Genomic DNA, 16,718 nt, shown 5'->3' on the forward strand with positions numbered 1-16,718 from the left:
TCATTTATTTTATACTTTTGCGCACAAATGAATACTATGCCCCCACGTCTGGCCATTGTAATACCTTGTTATAACGAAGAGGAAGTACTGCCCGAAACCTCGAAGAGGCTTAAGGTTTTACTGGATGATTATATAGGCAAACAATTGATTGCTGTAAACAGTTATGTACTGTTTACAGACGATGGCAGTAAAGACCGTACCTGGGAGCAGATTGCCCGCCTGTACTCTTCACATCAGTACTTTAAGGGATTGAAATTGTCCCGCAATTTTGGCCATCAGAATGCTTTGCTGGCGGGGTTGTTTCATGCCGATGATGCTGATATTATTATCTCTATCGACGCTGATCTGCAGGACGATCTTAATGCCATGGAGGAGATGATACAGGCTTATCTTAAGGGCTATGATGTGGTATATGGGGTACGCGATGACCGCAGTACCGATACCCGTTTTAAACGCAATACTGCCCTGGCTTTTTATAAATTATTATCGGTGATGGGGGTAGAGTCTGTGTATAACCATGCCGACTACCGCCTGCTGAGCCGCCGGGCTATGGATGCTTTCAAGTCTTTTGAAGAAGCAAACCTGTACCTGAGGGGTATGGTACCCATGATTGGTTTCCGCCAGACCAGTGTGTACTATAAGCGTGGTGAACGATTTGCCGGAGAGAGCAAGTATAACCTGCGTAAGATGCTGTCTTTTGCCTGGAATGGTATATCCAGCCTGAGCATAAAGCCGCTGCGCTTTGTAACCTTCTGTGGCTTTATCATTTTTGCCATTACGATCTTATTGAGTATCTACGCACTGGTGGCCTATATGACGCACCATACCGCTACTGGCTGGGCATCTACCGTAATACCGATGTATTTCCTTGGTGGTATACAGTTACTGTGTATAGGGCTGATAGGTGAGTATGTAGCCAAAATGTATAAAGAGGTGAAACACCGCCCGCGCTTCATTATAGAAGAGCATTTACAATAAACTATCTTCCGTATCTTCTGATATATAGACCTGTACAGATAAGTCATCTGTACAGGTTTTTAGTAATTCCGATACGCTGAGGCCGGATACCGGATGCACATAATCAGCTGCAATATCGGCCAGCGGCTGCAGTACAAAGCGGCGCAGTTGCATCCACGGGTGCGGTATCTGCAGATCCGGTGTATGGATCACTTCGCGGTTGAAGAAAATAATATCGATATCGATTTTGCGGCTGCCCCATTGTATACTGCGGGTGCGGCCCAGCAAATGCTCGATCTCCAGCACATGCGTCAGTAATGTTGCAGCATCGAACTCCGTCTCCAGCTGTATCGCCTGGTTCAGGTGCGGAGGCAGGTCTTCCTTGCCCCAGGAGGCGGTTTCGTATAGCGGAGACAGGTTTATGATATGCCCCACCGTACGGCGCAGCATTTGTACGCATTGGTACAATGTAGCCTCACGGTTGCCCTCATTGCCTCCGATCAGCAGGTAAGCAGTATTCATCTGGTATATTAGTTCTGGTTTTGCAGTTGCGCGCCGAAAATGTCTTCAAAATGCTTCAGGAAGGTCTGTTTAACAGCCGCCTCATCTACAGGTCCGTTCAGCTCTTTCTGCATACTGGTTACGCCTTTGTCGGTAATGCCGCAAGGCACGATGAAGTTAAAGAAGTTAAGATCGGTATTCATATTGAGCGCCAGTCCGTGAATAGTGATCCAGCGGCTGCAACGCACGCCCATAGCACATATTTTACGGGCTTTTGCCGGATTGTCTGCATCAATCCATACGCCGGTAGCCCCTTCCAGTCTTGCGCCGGTAATGCCGTATTCGGCAATGGTACGGATCACGACTTCTTCCAGGGAGCGCATATACCAGCCCAGATCGGTTTTGAAGGCTTCCAGATCCAGTACAGGGTAGGCCACCATCTGGCCGGGACCATGATAGGTAATATCGCCGCCACGATTGGTTTTATAGAAGGTTACTCCCAGCGATTGCATATGCTGGTTGTTGATGAGCAGGTTTTCCACTGCGCCGCTTTTGCCCAATGTATACACATGCGGGTGCTCGCAGATAAAAAGGTGTTGCCCGATCTCCTTGCCCTGGGCCAGTTCCGGGGCAGAAACGCGCTCTGCTTTAATGTCCAGTCCCTGCTTCATGATCCGCTCCTGCATATCCCAGGCATCGCCATATTCTATATTGCCTAAATCCTTAAATTGTACGGAGACCATAACCTTTGTATATTTTAGTTTGCAAAATTCGGTAATTATTATGTAAAAAATAAGCGGGCAATATTGAAATTGCCCGCTTAGGTATAAAAAAGATTGATATTTTAGGGTGCTGTAGCTGTATCTTTCACACCGGTAAACTTACAGTGCTGTCTTTCGCCGGAAGCCAGTGTCAGAGATTCCAGGTATACATAGATCAGGTTACCATCGATCTGGATGGTTGGGTGAATGCTTACCACACCGTTATTAAAGGTATTGAAAGTAGTATTAGGATTATCGGCAATGCCTTCAAAACCAGCAATGGAAGTATTACCTGCATACATCACCAGGCTGATCTTGTTCGGATCCTGTACCAGTTTAATCTCTACGCTGTCGGCAGTAATAGGGAATACGACGTTGTCGTGTGTACAACGGGTTGTACCTCTGTACTTACCTACAAAGCGGCTTGCAGTCTTAATCTCACACTCTGCACCTTCATATCCTGTAGGGCATTGACACAGACCATCTGAACAGCTGCCACCGTTCTGACACAGCAGTGTAGTACATGGGTCCTGCTCGCAAGAGCTGCTTAATACCATACCACCGATTGCAAAGAAACCAAAGCCGGCTAATAATATAGATTTAATTCTTTTCATGTTTTTGGATTTGATCATACCACATCGATCCCGCCACGGGGATCAAAAGCTAAAGTTAAAATAATTTTTATAAAATCCTCTACTTAGCCCAGGAAATATTTTAACAGGTGGCATTGCTCTTTGGTCTGCAATTTGCAGATTGCTTTATCCTTAATCTGTCTTACACGCTCTCTGGTCAGTCCGAAATGTGCGCCGATATCTTCCAGTGACACTGCATGGTCATACCCGATACCGAAATACATTTTTACAACAGTACGTTGCTTGTCTGACAATACATTTAAAGTACGGTCAATCTCTGTTTTTAGCGATTGTTTGTTCGTGATCTCGTTATCTACAGATGAGGCATTTTCATTGGCCAGCACATCCAGCAGGCTACCATCTTCTGTGTCGGAGAACGGAGCATCTACGCTGACGTGGCGGGTAGATACACCTATTGTACTTTCCACCTCTTCGATGTCGATCTCCAGTAATGTGGCGATCTCATCTGCAGATGGTTCTCTTTCATATTCCTGCTCCAGTGCAGTATATGCTTTACCTATTTTATTGGTCAGTCCTACTTTGTTCAGCGGCAGGCGTACGATACGGCTTTGTTCTGCCAGCGATTGCAGGATAGACTGGCGAATCCACCATACTGCATAGGAGATAAATTTAAAGCCTTTAGTTTCATCAAAGCGTTGCGCGGCTTTAATGAGGCCAAGGTTACCTTCATTGATCAGGTCGCTTAAAGAAAGGCCCTGGTTCTGGTACTGTTTTGCAACAGAAACCACAAATCTTAAATTGGCTTTGGTAAGGCGTTCCAGCGCTTTCTGGTCGCCCTGCTTTATCCTGATAGCCAACAGCACTTCCTCCTCAGGAGTAATGAGCTGTACCTTTCCGATTTCCTGCAGATATTTTTCCAGGGATTGACTCTCCCTGTTCGTAATCGATTTGGTGATTTTAAGCTGGCGCATTGACATAATTGTGTATATTTTTATCTTATAACAGAACTGTTTTAAGGGTGATTTAAAGGATTTTTAACATATTACGATACCAAATTTAACGATTAGTTAATGTAATTCCAAAAAAAATATATAACAGTGCAAAAAAATGTTAGAGAAGTTCCAAAAATTAAAAAAATAAATGAAAGACTTGTTTATGTCGTTTTTTTTATTCTTATTGCAGAAACATTTTTCGCGTTTAATTTTTTTGTATGAGTAAAAAAAATCAATATACTATAGAGATACCAATACGTTGCAGTCCTAGTATTTTATATGAATTTTTGTCAACTCCAGCGGGTCTCCAGGAGTGGTTTGCAGATGAGGTGAATCAACGTGATCAATCTTTTTTCTTTAGCTGGAAGGGTGTAGAAGACGAAGCGGAGTTACTTGAAATGGCTGAGAACGAATTTGTACGTTTTCGCTGGGACTATTATGATGATGATGAATATTTTGAATTCCGTATTACCCAAAGCGATGTAACCAATGAAACGATTTTGCAGGTAACTGACTTTGCGGATAAGACTGATATCAAAGATCAGCAACAGTTATGGAATCGCCAGGTTAATGATCTGAAGCACCGTATCGGAAGTTAAGATATACCGATCATAATATTAATATCGCATTACAGGCCGTTATACAGGGGTAGCCCTTGTACGACGGCCTTTCTTTATAACGTTTACCCGTATTATTGGATTTCATCGCTAAGGGTAAGCATAGTATATTTGCACATCTATTCTGACAGATAATAATTTATGAACCTGGGGATCAAAAAACTGGATAAACTCATTCTGAAAAGCTTTATGGGGCCATATGTGGTCACTTTTTTCATTGTGTTGTTTGTATTCCTGATGCAGTTTTTCTGGCTGTACATGGATGATCTTATCGGCAAAGGCCTGTCCTTACAGCTGATCCTGGAGCTCATGATCTACATGTCTGCCACACTGGTGCCTATGGCCATGCCACTGGGTATCCTGCTAGCTTCTATCATGACATTCGGTGCCCTCGGTGAAAATTATGAGCTGGTAGCGATTAAGTCTTCCGGTATTTCCCTGTTCCGTTTTCTGCGACCGCTTACTTTATTTATTATAGGTGTGGTTATAGGTATGTTTCTATTCAGTAACTACATCATCCCTAAAGCTAACCTTAAGGCCTATTCCCTGTTGTATGATATGCGCAACAAAAAGCCTACCATGAGTATTAAGCCAGGGGTATTTAACCGCGGGCTGGGCAATTTTGTGATCCGTATAGGCAGTAAAAGCGAAGATGGAAGTACGATATCAGATGTGCTGATCTATGATCACAGCAAGGGGGGGGGTAATAATAATGTGGTTGCTGCAGAGAAAGGTAAAATGTACCTGAGCAATGATAAGCGCTTCCTGGTATTTGAACTGAACAATGGCTGGCGTTATGAATTTAAAAAGGACAGCGAAGGGCAGTATGAACAGCAGCGAATGTTCTTCAAAAAATGGAATAAAGTAATAGATGTATCCAGCTTCGGCTTCTCGCGTACCCGCGAAGACCTGTTTAAAAGCAGTGAAGAAATGCAGGATATTGCCATGCTGAACAAGAGTGTGGACAGTACATATAAACTGATAGGGAAGGACCTCCGTGAACTAAAGAAAAGCACGGGCTATTATATAAGTCTGTACAAGAAAGACGGCGACCTGAAAGACCTGGATGCTAAAATAAATGCGGCCATGAAGACCGACAAGCCTGTGTACAGCAAAGATCTCATCAGCCTGTTTGACCGGGAGCAGCGCAATGACATTTCCGGCAAGGTGGTCAATAATGCGCAGAGCATACAGCGCTACCTGTCTATCAATGCAACTAATAACGAAATCAACTATACCAAACTGAACCAGTATAATATGCAATGGCATAAAAAGTTTACTTATGCTTTTGCCTGCCTGGTACTGTTCCTGATCGGTGCGCCTATGGGCGCTATTATCCGTAAAGGAGGCCTTGGATTACCGATGGTTATATCTATCCTGTTTTTCGTAGTATACTTTATCCTGTCCTCTACAGGAGAGAAACTGGCGAAGCAGGGTAAAATGCCTGCCCTGGAAGGCATGTGGCTGGCTACGGTCTGCCTGATGCCTATTGCGATCATTATCCTGGTACAGGCGCGTAATGACTCACCTGTATTTAAGAAAGAAGCGTACATCAACCTTTGGCGCAAAATCAAAGGTATATTTGTTAAGGAACAAGCACAGCTTAAATAAATGTTCGACTTACTTCCGGTAGCCCCCGACAGCGCATTTGCCTGCAGTAAAAAGGGAGTGTATACCTTCATTCTTTGCTTTCTGACCTGGGTCGTGCTGGGTGGTATACTATTGCTGACATACGGCAATCTTCCCCTGTTTAAATGGGTGCATACGCATCATGTTCACCTTGGCGATATTTTCTTTAGATGCTATACCGCCATTGGTACCGCAGTGGTGATCATACCGGTATTACTTGCTTTATTCTGGTACCGTTACCGTAATCGTTATTTTCTCTTGCTGGTGATTAGCACACAGATCGGCTCTTTGCTGATCAACCAGGCTATGAAATTTGCATTTGCACATGCACGTCCGGTTGCCTTGTATGGAGACGAGCCCTGGTTTCATTATATCAGCGGAGAGGTATTGCATCGGGCGCATTCCTTTCCTTCGGGCCATACGGCAGGTGCTTTTGCCTTTGCTTTTCTGTTATCCTTACTGTCCCGCAGTCAGTCAGTATTAAAGGCCATTTTGCTATGTGTAGCAGCATTGTTGGTGGCTTATTCCCGTATGTACCTGGGCCAGCATTTCTTTACCGATATCTACATTGGCAGTATAGAAGGAGTGGTGGTGTGCAGCGCTGTGTTGCTTGCCTTTTACAAGGCAGGGTATTGTCGCTTTATATAATTGTAACTGACTATCCGCATTTAGGTAACTATTTTACTCGTCCTTTTGTCCGGCAACAAAAGGACCAAAAATGCCTTTGTTTTCATCAAGGCGATTGCGGAGCACCGCCATTTTGTACCGTTGCGTGCATTGATCGTTTGAGCTTAACGTGTGATCCGTTCACTGCTCAACGATCGCAGCTCCACTCCAAAATGGCTATCGCTGTGATGAAAACAATAAGCGATCCGTACTGTACAGATTGCTCGAAAGGCCTTATAAATCCGGCGTTCATAAAATCATTGGCTCGGTCGATAAAGTTGCAAACCACTGTCTGAACGAAGTGAGTCTGGTTTGCGACCGGCCGACACATTGATTTTTAGCCAGGGATTTATACAGCCTTGATTTTTTGGCGCTACCTTTTGCATCAAGGCAAAAGTTAGCCATAGAAATTAACGCGAGGAAAAAGGCAAATCTTTGTTTCCTGTAAGCGGATAATCAGTTAATTGTATTTTTCTATAAAAGAATGGCGCGCCGGTAACCGGCGCGCCATTCTTTTATAGAAAAATGTTCTTTAGAAATCAACATTGATCATGGCCGTCTGGCCGTCTGATTTTTTTACTTTGAAATAGGTTCTTTCCCCGGATTTGAATTTCTGTATGGTTATAAGATAGCTTTTGGCATTAAATACCGGGATGCTACCGATCTGTAATACTACATCACCCTCTTTAAAGCCCAGTTCAGACCCCTTGCCCGGAGTGTCTATACTGTATATATAAGCACCTCCTTCACGGGCATCCAGTTCGTTAATGCCCAGTCCCAGTACATCCTTTACAATAGACTTGGCACCTCTGTAATTAGGATCCGTAATAGGCGCATTGTTTTTCGGACCGGAAGGCCTCTTTACAGGTTTCTTAGCACTGGCAACAGGCTGGGTGGTGGTAGCGGTAGCCGGTTTCTGTACCGGACGCACCGGAGCTTTGGTTGCAGGCTCGGAGGCCACAACGGCTTTCTCAACAGACAGGTCCTTGTCGGTTACCGCAATTGTCTGACTGCTGTAGGAAGGTACTCCTGTTTTATTTACAGAGCCTATAACGCTCATGATATAACGGGTTACCGTTGCCATACCGGCAAAATTGATGCTGCTAACCTTGTCGGTCTCTGCAATAAACTGCTGGTTGTAACCGGTAGAGAATGATAAGGTGGGGATCTGCTCTTCTATGAATTTGGTATAAGATGCCGTATGCGGGTACTCTTCGCCTACTTTTGGATTGTACTCTGCAGAAACTCCTTTAATGGCCGGGGCAAAGGTTGCAGCAGTTCCTGCTCCGTTGATATAAATCTCGCTTCTTTCATTCAGCTTACCTACAGCGGTAATGTCGATGGCATAAGCAATCTTTGATTTAATGTTGGGAATATTAAGGAACGATTGCGCGCCCAAGGTGCCCATCTGACTGCCGGAGAAGGCCACAAATGCATAATTGTATTGCTTGTACTCCGGAGCTTTCAGCAAACTGGCCAGCTGCAGTAAGGTAGCTACACCACTGGCATTGTCATTGGCACCATTCAGTACCTCGCCTTTGTTACCGGCATATAACTGGTCATAATCGGCCATGATCACAATAGTGCTGGCTGCATTATTATTGATGGTGCCGGCTATATTATAGCCTTCTTTAAAGTCATTTCTGAATTTCGGGCTGCTGAATACTGGTGTGAAGTAGTCTACACCTTTAAAATAATCATTGTAAGCGGTCTTGGATATGATCCATACCGGAATCTTGATCTCCCGGTTGATGGGCAGATTGCAATAGGTCTTTATTGTCTTCAGGTCGATGCCGTTGTTGGAATCGTCATAAAGGTATAATGCAGTAGCACCGCGATCCTGTGCATTCAGGATCTTTTTGATGAGCGGTTGTATGCTTTTTTCATTAAACTCATGATTACCCGGCAGATCGAACAAGGGGGTCAGCCAGGCAGTATAATTGGCAATAGTGCCCGGGATAATATAGGAATTGTTATCTTCATTGGCACAGAAAGGAAGTGGTAACACATCTGTATTGATCACTACATTCTTATTATTGACCAGGAAACGGGACTCAACTGTCGCACTGCGGCCAGTCACATATTTGAATACTGATTTATAACCGATCGTACCATAGCGGGTCAGGCCGATCTCGCTCATGCGCTTTTCGATATGTGCTGTCACGTTATTGTACCCGGCCGTGCCTATAAGTCTGCCGGTATATTTATCCTGAGATAGTTCTGCAACATCATTGCGCAATGCCTGTATGAGGGGCTCATTGTTCGGAGCTGCGCTTTTATTGGTACTAAGTATATTTTTGAGCAACTGACCATGGCTTGTGGGGCTTACCGCTAAGAGCATGGCAGCAGTGATCAACTTTTTATATTGCATTAATATTTATTTTATAAGGAGTTACAAATCTACTGGAAGACATAGGTTTTGCAAAAATTATAACGTTAAAAAAAACGCTGTTGTTGTAGGACAGCAGCGTTTTTATAATTTCTTTTATTTTTCCCGGTTTCTCCTCTTCTTTAGCTTGACCTTCACTTTACTCTCATTACCGGTGAGTAATCGTTGTATATTTTTATGGTGTGTCAGCACTACCAGCAGGGCAGTGGCTACAGCGAACAGCATATAAGATGGTTCCTGACCTTTGAAGATAAATAATAATAAAAGGGGGAAGGCTACGCTGGCTGTAATAGAGCTTAAAGACACATATTTGGTCAGGATAAGCATGATTATGAATACAATAACCAGACAAACCGCTACAATCCATTGTATACCCAGGATCATACCAAACAGGGTGGCAATACCTTTACCGCCTTTAAAGCCCGCAAACAGGGGGAATACGTGGCCTATAACTGCCAGGAGGCCTAAGGCTACCTGCAGATTTGTAAATGCATTACTCATATCGTTATGAGAGTACATGGAAAGATAAGCCAGCTTTACAGCCACAAATCCTTTCAGCATGTCTACCAGCATTACTGCAATACCGGCGTTTTTACCTAATACCCTAAAGGTATTGGTTGCACCTGCATTACCACTGCCGTGTTCTCTGATATCGATTCCAAAAAACTTTTGACTTACCCAAACTGCAGTAGGTATAGAACCTAACATATACGCCAAAGCCAATAAAAAAACTATATTCATGTTTGTTTTTTCTGAAAAATAGCCTCAAAGATAGTAATATTTTTGAGAGCACATAATAATTTGTTAACTTAATGTTGTCGTATCGGCGTTAATTTTATCAAAAGTTTTGAGCCCTTTTATAAAATATTGTGCTACAATACTGTGGGGATGGATACCGGTTGTATTTCGGTTTTTTATCAATTGTTGTGCGGCTTTCCGCTTTTTGAACCACTTACCGAAGCTGCCGTAAAAATGAAAATGTGCCTTGGCTACAGCCCAGATATTTTTAACATCTCCTTTTAATAAAAATGGCAGACAGGCGACTCCATCCAGCACCAGGCGGAGCGGAATGAGCCAGAAGAGGCGGGAAGCCTTTTCGTTTTTCAGAAGTAAGACAAGGTTGTTGCGGAAATTGTAATAGGTTTTCTGCGGGCTGCCATAAGAGATAATGCTGCCTCCTACATGGAATACAGTTGAACCGCCGATGGCACCGATGCGGTAACCGGCATTTTTCAGCCTCCAGCAGAGGTCAATCTCTTCCATATGGGCATATAGATCTGCATCCAGGCCGCCTACTTCATGGTATTTCTGTGCATTGACCATCAGGCAACCGCCACTGGCCCAGAATACTTCTATGTCATTGTCATACTGATGGTGATCCTGCTCCAAAGTGCTGAAAATACGTCCGCGACAGAACATATAACCCCATTTATCCATGAAGCCACCGGCTGCACCGGCGTATTCAAAATAGGGACGATCTTTCCAGAAGCGGATTTTCGGCTGGCAGGCAGCCAGAGAAGGGTATTGCTGCATGGCCTGCAACAATGGGGGGAACCAGTTGTCTGTAACTTCAAAGTCAGAGCTGAGCAGGACATAATATTCGGCCTGAATTTGCTTCAGGGCCTGGGCATATCCCCATGCAAAGCCATGATTCTCTGTTAAACAAATCAGCTTCACCGAAGGAAATTCGTGCTGAATAAATTCAGACGTATTGTCCGGTGAAGCATGATCTACAACTATGACATCATAACCTGATGCCGACTGTTCAATAATTTTAGGTAAAAACAGTTTGTGCCACGCTATACTATTGTAGCTAAGAATGACTACTGCAGTGCTGGATTCACAAACGATCACAATGGGTCTTATTTATACTTAGGCTCGTATAAAGAACTTTCGTTAACAGGAACGTTGTCTTTCTGATTTACAAATTTATGCTTGTACAGGTTGTAACAACCTGACCATGCGAAAATGAAAAACCCAAGAAAGCCTAATACGAAGAAGAATCTGGACGTGTTTGGCTTATCTAATTGAATATCCAAATCGTTATCTAAAAGCTCTTCTTTATTTGTGTTATGGTTCTGATCCATTATGTTATAAATTTCTAAATAATTCCACGCAAAATTAATAGAAATAGATTCAATCTACAACTGTTTTGTAAAATAATTTTTACAGAGTATCTGCAAAGGCTCTCAGGGCAGTGATAGCACCGCTTTTGTCATTTGCTTTTGCTTTTTGTACTACTGTATTATACTTGTTTATACGGCTTTGCATTTTCGCCTCTACTGTAGCGTTTGGCCCCTGACTCAGCTCGCTTTTTGCTGCCGCAATTGCGGTACGCATCTGGCTTTGCAATGTTTTTAAAGCAGCATCACTGTTTGCGCCGTTTGCCTGCTCGTAAGCAGTGATATTAGCAGTGAATGAAGATTTACTCACAGTAGCTGTTGCAGCAGTATTATTTTGTTGTGCTATGCTTTGTGTATAACCGCCCAGGGTCAGTGACAAGGCGATAAGAGCAATTCTGATATTCATGATTATTAGTTTTTAAGTTCTCAAATATAAAATTAATTTATAAAAAATGTATCGTTTATTTAATATTGCTGTAAATGATGGTATAATTTAACGACTTCTGCCGCTTCCCGTACATCATGCACCCGCAAAATATCCGCACCATTCGACAATCCCCAGGCATGTAAAACACTTGTTCCATTCAGCGCATGTTCTGTATCTGTATCCAGCGCTCTGTATATCATCGACTTTCTCGAAACACCCATAAGCACCGGTTTGTTCAGTATACGGAATGCTTCCATATGCTTCAGCAGGGTATAATTGTGTTTCATAGTCTTGCCAAAACCGAATCCCACATCAAGCACAATGTCTTTAACACCATATTGCTCCAGGGTAGTGATACGCTCTGTAAAGAAATCCATAACAGCAGTCAGTACATTATCATATTCCGGATGCTGTTGCATATTACTGGGCGTGCCCTGGATATGTGTCAATATATAAGACACCTTCAAATCCCCAATGGTTTGAAACATAGCTTCATCCATAGTACCACCACTGATATCGTTTACGATAGCAGCACCCTTCGCCACCGCCTCACGGGCTACCGTAGCACGATACGTATCGACCGACAAAACAGCTTCTGGGAACGCCTTATATATGGCTTCTATAACCGGGACCACACGATCCAGTTCTTCCTGTTCACTCACCGGATCTGCCTTTGGACGCGTACTTACCCCGCCTATATCCAGGATGGAGGCTCCTGCCTGTAGCATAGCCGCAGCCTGATCCAGCAATCCACCGACAGAATTGTTTTTTCCTTTGGTGAAAAAAGAGTCCGGTGTCGCATTCAGGATGCCCATAACGAGCGGCTGATCCAGTGTAAGCAAGCGGCCACCACAGTTTAATGTATGTACCATGCTGCAAATGTAGGATTTAGGCCGATAGGCCGTAGGAGAAAATATTTAGTATAAGTTGTTTTTGTAAACAAATATCGTGTAGGAGGCTTAGGGATTTGTACTGATTATGTACTTTGCCCGAAAGTCAGGAGATTATTGTCCGGGTCGAGCAATGAAAATTCTTTTTGTCCCCAGGGTTTTGTCTGTAAGGGACCATTAGGGTGAATGGCTACTTCATGGTCCAGCAAGGACTGATACAAACCCTCTATATCATTTGTGCGGATATATACCTGTCCGTAGTTTTCTGTAGGGTCCAGTGCTGCGAATTCAAAAAAATGGAGTTCAATGTTGTCCTTTTCTATCATTAAATAACCCTCATAGTCTGCAGCACCACAATCCCGGAAGCCCAGTTTATTGATATAATAGTCTATGGTTACGGCCTTATCACGCATCGGCAGTTTGGGGTGAATGGTGGTGAGCATAGGTTGGGGTTTTAAACACAATTTATAGAAATTGTACAAATCATCAAAGAGGACATTAGGATCTGATCCGGAAATGGGTGCTTAACCCGATTTTTTTAACAGGGCATTAAACCTATTCCTTGTTTTGGCATCTATGCACTATAATCCCTTTAAACCCTGAATTTTATGAATAAGCATTTTATCAGAACCCTTGCCTTGCTACTGGTAGTAGCAGGCATCATCACCGGTCTAAGCTCTTGTACCAAGTATACTTTTATGAGCTATGACAAGAAAATAATGGGTCAATGGACCTTTGAGAAGGTGACACACAAAAGCGGCTTCCTGCAACAATCGGTAAACATTACCCGTAATTATGAGGGTTGGACGTATGATTTCAAAAGGGATTATACCATTTCGGCCATAAACAGCAATACCGGTGAGCGACTGACAGGCTACTGGAGAATAGATGAGTATACAGATTATTACTATGACGAAGATGGCGTAACCAGTACCAGTACAAATTACGTATTGCGGTTTAACCTGGATGATGGAAGACTGAATACCAATTATGTATGGAATATCGGTAGTATTACCTCTAACTATCTGAGAGCAAGCGAATATGTTGGCAATGAACGGTGGAATTATAAAATGGCAAGAGTACAGTAAGGTTGTAGCAATACAACCTTTTTTAATGCCCGCATCCCTGGAAGATTAGTCGGTAATATGCGTATGAATGCTGTATTCGGGGAGCACATCGGCCAGATATTGTTTAAAGAGGTCATGATCAAATCCGGGATGCACGGTGATACTTGCATGGATATGACTTCTCAGCACCGCATCTTTCTGAATGAATACATGCACTGTTTGGACAGCGCTGAATTTCCTGATCTGCTGTGCAATCATTTCCGGGTATACATTTAATCCGCCAATAACCTGCATCTGATCTTTCCGGCCTTTATAAAGCCAATAGCCCGCCTCATCAACCGAAATAATATCTCCTGTGCCTATAAATTCCCTTCCTGCTTCTCCGGCAGACCAGGTGCATTTTACCCATAATTCTTTGCCCTCCTGTTCCGGACAGTGGACAAATGTGTACCGGAGACCTTTTATAGGTTTACCCAGTGTACCGGGATTGTGCCGGAGCATTTCTGTTGTGGCAATAGCGCAGATACCAGTCTGGGAGGTGCCGTACAGGTTGTAAAGTTGTACATCTGTATCGTATAGGATTTGTTTGGCCCAGGTACATTCCAGCTGATCTCCACCCGAAATAATGGCTTGTGTACCCTGTAGCAATTGTTCTTTATGCCGGTATAATGCCGGAATCATAGAGGGCACGACAATCCAGCAGTCAATAGACTCCCGTTCCGATGCGTCATACAGTTGACCAGAACCATAAGCCGGATGGCAATAAATACGTTTTTCTAAGAAAATAGATAATAATACCGCGGCCAGACCATAACCATGTGAGAAAGGAACAGCGATATAGGTGCTGCGGTACTGCTGCAATTGCAGTTGTGTATATATATCACGAAACGGGCGATAATAACGCCATGCCCTTGTTGCTCTTGTATAAGGGCGGGGAAGACCCTGAGAACCGCTGCTCAGCACGGTCAGGTGACTCGTTTGCCCTGCTGCAGCATATCGTGGAGTTGTGGCAGGTATATTGTTTATGACTTCGGCCAGGTCAATTGCCCTGACAGGAAGGGAAGAGGTGTAGGTTCCTGTCAGCAATACAGCATCATATGCTTGTCCGGCAAGCCGGTCTTTAAGTGTCGTTTCGGTTAGCGCTGCACCCGCAAGTACAATGTCGCAGCCCAGGGCGGACAGCGCGAAGAGCATTGTCAGAAAAGGAATACCGTTAGGGCAGGCAAGGAGTACTCTTTGCCTGCCCTTAATATGATATTGATGATATAGTATATGTGCTGTTTGTAAGGCTTGTGTATACAGTGCCGGGTAGCTGATTTTTTGCTCACCATCATCAATAAAAGCATCTTCAGCACTGCTGTGTCGTACACTGTCGAGCAGGCTGATGAGGTTGTGCCCGTGCCTGGATACAGAACGGAGCAGGGTATATGCTTTTTTGATTTTCTGGTGCAGCTGCATATTTATCCCTTCGAGGATACCTTGACATAGCTATACTTATTCCAAAGGCGTTTTCCAAAAAAGCTGGCCGCTTGCGGCGCTACGCCCCACCACGGTTTTTGTGCGGGCTTGTTGCGGTATATAAGCCTGCATATACGGATAGCAGCCTGATCGGCTTCCATGGCCAGTGCATTAGCATACTTTGGATTCGGAGCGATCATCCTGGTTTTAACCAGCGGGTAATAAATGCTTTTAGCCGTAATGCCCATATGCTTCCATTCTGCCCAGTTACCCCTGAACCAGTTGTCAAAAGCTGTTTTAGATGCCTGGTAGGCACACCACATCGGTGCCGGTAGCAATAAAACAATCATGGAGGATACATTGATCACCGTTCCCTTGCTTTTGGCCAGCAGGGGGGTGAGGGCAAGGATCATCCTGGCCGGAGTCAGATAATTAAGGGCATTGGTACGGGTAATATCATGATAGCGATCTAAAGACCTTGCCAGGGAACGCATAATAGATTTGCCCGCATTGGAAATAAAGTAGTCAATTCTTTCGAGTTGCAATAACTGGTTGATGGTCTGCTCTATCTGTTCGTCATCATACAGGTCTGCGGCAATAATGGCTGCAGTAGATCCGTTGGCTTCAATTTTTTGCGCCAGTTCCTCCATCACAGATCTGGTACGGGCAACAAGGACTAGGTGCACATTATAATGTGAGAGCAGTAAACAGAGCTCAGAACCGATGCCAAAACTGGCCCCGGTCACAACAATTGTTTTGCCATTAATGGCATTGTTGAGTCTGGTTTTATTTATTTTTTTATGAGGAAACAGCACACTTTCCAATAATCGACGAAACATAATCTTGTTTTAAACTGTGATAATAGTGAATACCGCAATATTCAACCTGTTTACCGACAAAAAGCCCCCGGAGGATTACGTTGATTAAACGAATCCTTCAGATGCAGTCAAAATACCAAACATTTATTTAGAACAATAAAATTTGAGATTATGAAAAAGGTAATGATGATATTGGCGATTGCTTTTAGTCTGATCGGTACAACAACAACACAGGCACAGGCAAAATTACAAGTAAATATTGGAAATCAGCCGGGATGGGGTCCAACTGGTTACGATCATGTTGATTTTTATTACCTGCCGGAGCTGAATTGCTACTATGATGTGATCAGAGGACAGTTTATTGTTCTGACAAATAATGCCTGGATATACAGTAATACCGTCCCTTCAAGATACCGTGGTATAGATCTGTACCGTACCTATAAGGTTGTAGTCAACAATCCAAGACCGTACCAGTACAATGCCAGTCACATCAGACAATATGCCCGTTACAAAACCGATCATACACAAGTTGTGATTCGTAATAGTAAAGAATATAAATATTATCAGAGTGCCGGACACCCTAACCATAACCAATGGAAAGGAAATAATGGTTGGGCTGGAAATAACAGACAAGGTCAGGGGTATCAGAACCGTAATAATAGTAATCATAATACGGTAAGAACCAATCCTGGTACAACACGTGGTAACACACAACAATCTGTAAGAACAAACGATAATCGTAATAACGGCAACAGAAGATAGACCGGAAGAAGAGACTTTATGAGTGGAGTATTGAGTAATTAAAAAGGGCTGTCGAAAGACAGCCCTTT

At 43.6% G+C, this 16,718-nt stretch carries 18 protein-coding genes; 6 read left to right on the top strand and 12 right to left on the bottom strand.

Annotated features, from left to right (window positions below):
- Nucleotides 1–27: 27 nt before the first annotated feature.
- Nucleotides 28–978, top strand: coding sequence for a glycosyltransferase family 2 protein (locus EMP01_RS07585; protein WP_202616023.1), 951 nt, complete (start codon nt 28–30; stop codon nt 976–978).
- On the opposite strand, the gene folK is transcribed toward EMP01_RS07585, so the two are convergent.
- The 4 genes from folK to EMP01_RS07605 all read right to left on the bottom strand — a co-directional run bounded on the left by folK (nt 970) and on the right by EMP01_RS07605 (nt 3,783).
- Complete coding sequence (gene folK / locus EMP01_RS07590) at nt 970–1,479, bottom strand: 2-amino-4-hydroxy-6-hydroxymethyldihydropteridine diphosphokinase (RefSeq protein WP_129020907.1); 510 nt, start codon at nt 1,477–1,479, stop codon at nt 970–972. The genes EMP01_RS07585 and folK overlap by 9 nt on opposite strands.
- Nucleotides 1,480–1,487: 8 nt before the next feature.
- On the bottom strand, nt 1,488–2,201 hold the full coding sequence (lipB, locus tag EMP01_RS07595; protein WP_129020908.1) for a lipoyl(octanoyl) transferase LipB: 714 nt from the start codon (nt 2,199–2,201) through the stop codon (nt 1,488–1,490).
- A 101-nt stretch (nt 2,202–2,302) separates the two neighbouring features.
- A complete protein-coding gene (locus EMP01_RS07600; RefSeq protein ID WP_129020909.1) occupies nt 2,303–2,833 on the bottom strand; it encodes a calcium-binding EGF-like domain-containing protein in 531 nt (176 codons plus the stop codon).
- 83 nt (nt 2,834–2,916) lie between these two features.
- Nucleotides 2,917–3,783, bottom strand: a complete 867-nt coding sequence (locus EMP01_RS07605) for a sigma-70 family RNA polymerase sigma factor (RefSeq protein WP_129020910.1) — start codon at nt 3,781–3,783, stop codon at nt 2,917–2,919.
- Between the two features lie 239 nt (nt 3,784–4,022).
- On the opposite strand from EMP01_RS07605, the gene EMP01_RS07610 reads away from it, so the two are divergent.
- The 3 genes from EMP01_RS07610 to EMP01_RS07620 all read left to right on the top strand — a co-directional run bounded on the left by EMP01_RS07610 (nt 4,023) and on the right by EMP01_RS07620 (nt 6,698).
- Nucleotides 4,023–4,403 (top strand): START-like domain-containing protein, encoded by a 381-nt coding sequence (locus EMP01_RS07610; protein WP_129020911.1) that lies wholly within the window; start codon nt 4,023–4,025, stop codon nt 4,401–4,403.
- Between the two features lie 159 nt (nt 4,404–4,562).
- On the top strand, nt 4,563–6,032 hold the full coding sequence (locus EMP01_RS07615) for an LptF/LptG family permease (protein WP_129020912.1): 1,470 nt from the start codon (nt 4,563–4,565) through the stop codon (nt 6,030–6,032).
- On the top strand, nt 6,033–6,698 hold the full coding sequence (locus EMP01_RS07620) for a phosphatase PAP2 family protein (RefSeq protein ID WP_129020913.1): 666 nt from the start codon (nt 6,033–6,035) through the stop codon (nt 6,696–6,698).
- A 550-nt stretch (nt 6,699–7,248) separates the two neighbouring features.
- Here the strand turns inward: EMP01_RS07620 and EMP01_RS07625 are convergent.
- The 6 genes from EMP01_RS07625 to EMP01_RS07650 form a co-directional block, all read right to left on the bottom strand.
- Nucleotides 7,249–9,087 carry a M28 family peptidase gene (locus EMP01_RS07625; protein WP_129020914.1) on the bottom strand — a complete coding sequence of 613 codons (1,839 nt, stop codon included), beginning with the start codon at nt 9,085–9,087 and terminating at the stop codon, nt 7,249–7,251.
- A gap of 114 nt (nt 9,088–9,201) precedes the next feature.
- Complete coding sequence (gene plsY / locus EMP01_RS07630) at nt 9,202–9,846, bottom strand: glycerol-3-phosphate 1-O-acyltransferase PlsY (protein ID WP_129020915.1); 645 nt, start codon at nt 9,844–9,846, stop codon at nt 9,202–9,204.
- Between the two features lie 63 nt (nt 9,847–9,909).
- On the bottom strand, nt 9,910–10,959 hold the full coding sequence (locus EMP01_RS07635) for a glycosyltransferase family 2 protein (protein WP_161971254.1): 1,050 nt from the start codon (nt 10,957–10,959) through the stop codon (nt 9,910–9,912).
- 312 nt (nt 10,960–11,271) lie between these two features.
- Nucleotides 11,272–11,634 (bottom strand): hypothetical protein, encoded by a 363-nt coding sequence (locus EMP01_RS07640; protein ID WP_129020917.1) that lies wholly within the window; start codon nt 11,632–11,634, stop codon nt 11,272–11,274.
- A 59-nt stretch (nt 11,635–11,693) separates the two neighbouring features.
- Nucleotides 11,694–12,527: a dihydropteroate synthase gene (gene folP, locus EMP01_RS07645; protein ID WP_129020918.1), complete on the bottom strand. Its 834-nt coding sequence runs from the start codon at nt 12,525–12,527 to the stop codon at nt 11,694–11,696.
- A gap of 104 nt (nt 12,528–12,631) precedes the next feature.
- A complete protein-coding gene (locus EMP01_RS07650) occupies nt 12,632–12,988 on the bottom strand; it encodes a bleomycin resistance protein (protein ID WP_129020919.1) in 357 nt (118 codons plus the stop codon).
- 165 nt (nt 12,989–13,153) lie between these two features.
- Here EMP01_RS07650 and EMP01_RS07655 point away from each other — a divergent pair, with 165 nt between their 5' ends.
- Complete coding sequence (locus EMP01_RS07655) at nt 13,154–13,633, top strand: hypothetical protein (RefSeq protein WP_129020920.1); 480 nt, start codon at nt 13,154–13,156, stop codon at nt 13,631–13,633.
- Between the two features lie 45 nt (nt 13,634–13,678).
- Here EMP01_RS07655 and EMP01_RS07660 read toward each other — a convergent pair whose 3' ends face one another.
- A complete protein-coding gene (locus tag EMP01_RS07660; RefSeq protein WP_129020921.1) occupies nt 13,679–15,070 on the bottom strand; it encodes an AMP-binding protein in 1,392 nt (463 codons plus the stop codon).
- 2 nt (nt 15,071–15,072) lie between these two features.
- Nucleotides 15,073–15,909, bottom strand: coding sequence for an SDR family NAD(P)-dependent oxidoreductase (locus EMP01_RS07665; RefSeq protein ID WP_129020922.1), 837 nt, complete (start codon nt 15,907–15,909; stop codon nt 15,073–15,075).
- Nucleotides 15,910–16,059: 150 nt separating this feature from the next.
- Between EMP01_RS07665 and EMP01_RS07670 the strand changes: the two genes are divergently transcribed.
- Nucleotides 16,060–16,650: a hypothetical protein gene (locus EMP01_RS07670; RefSeq protein WP_129020923.1), complete on the top strand. Its 591-nt coding sequence runs from the start codon at nt 16,060–16,062 to the stop codon at nt 16,648–16,650.
- Nucleotides 16,651–16,718: the final 68 nt, after the last annotated feature.

Origin of the sequence: Edaphocola flava, from assembly GCF_004118155.1 — a bacterium.
Classification (GTDB): Bacteria; Bacteroidota; Bacteroidia; order Chitinophagales; family Chitinophagaceae; genus Edaphocola; species Edaphocola flava.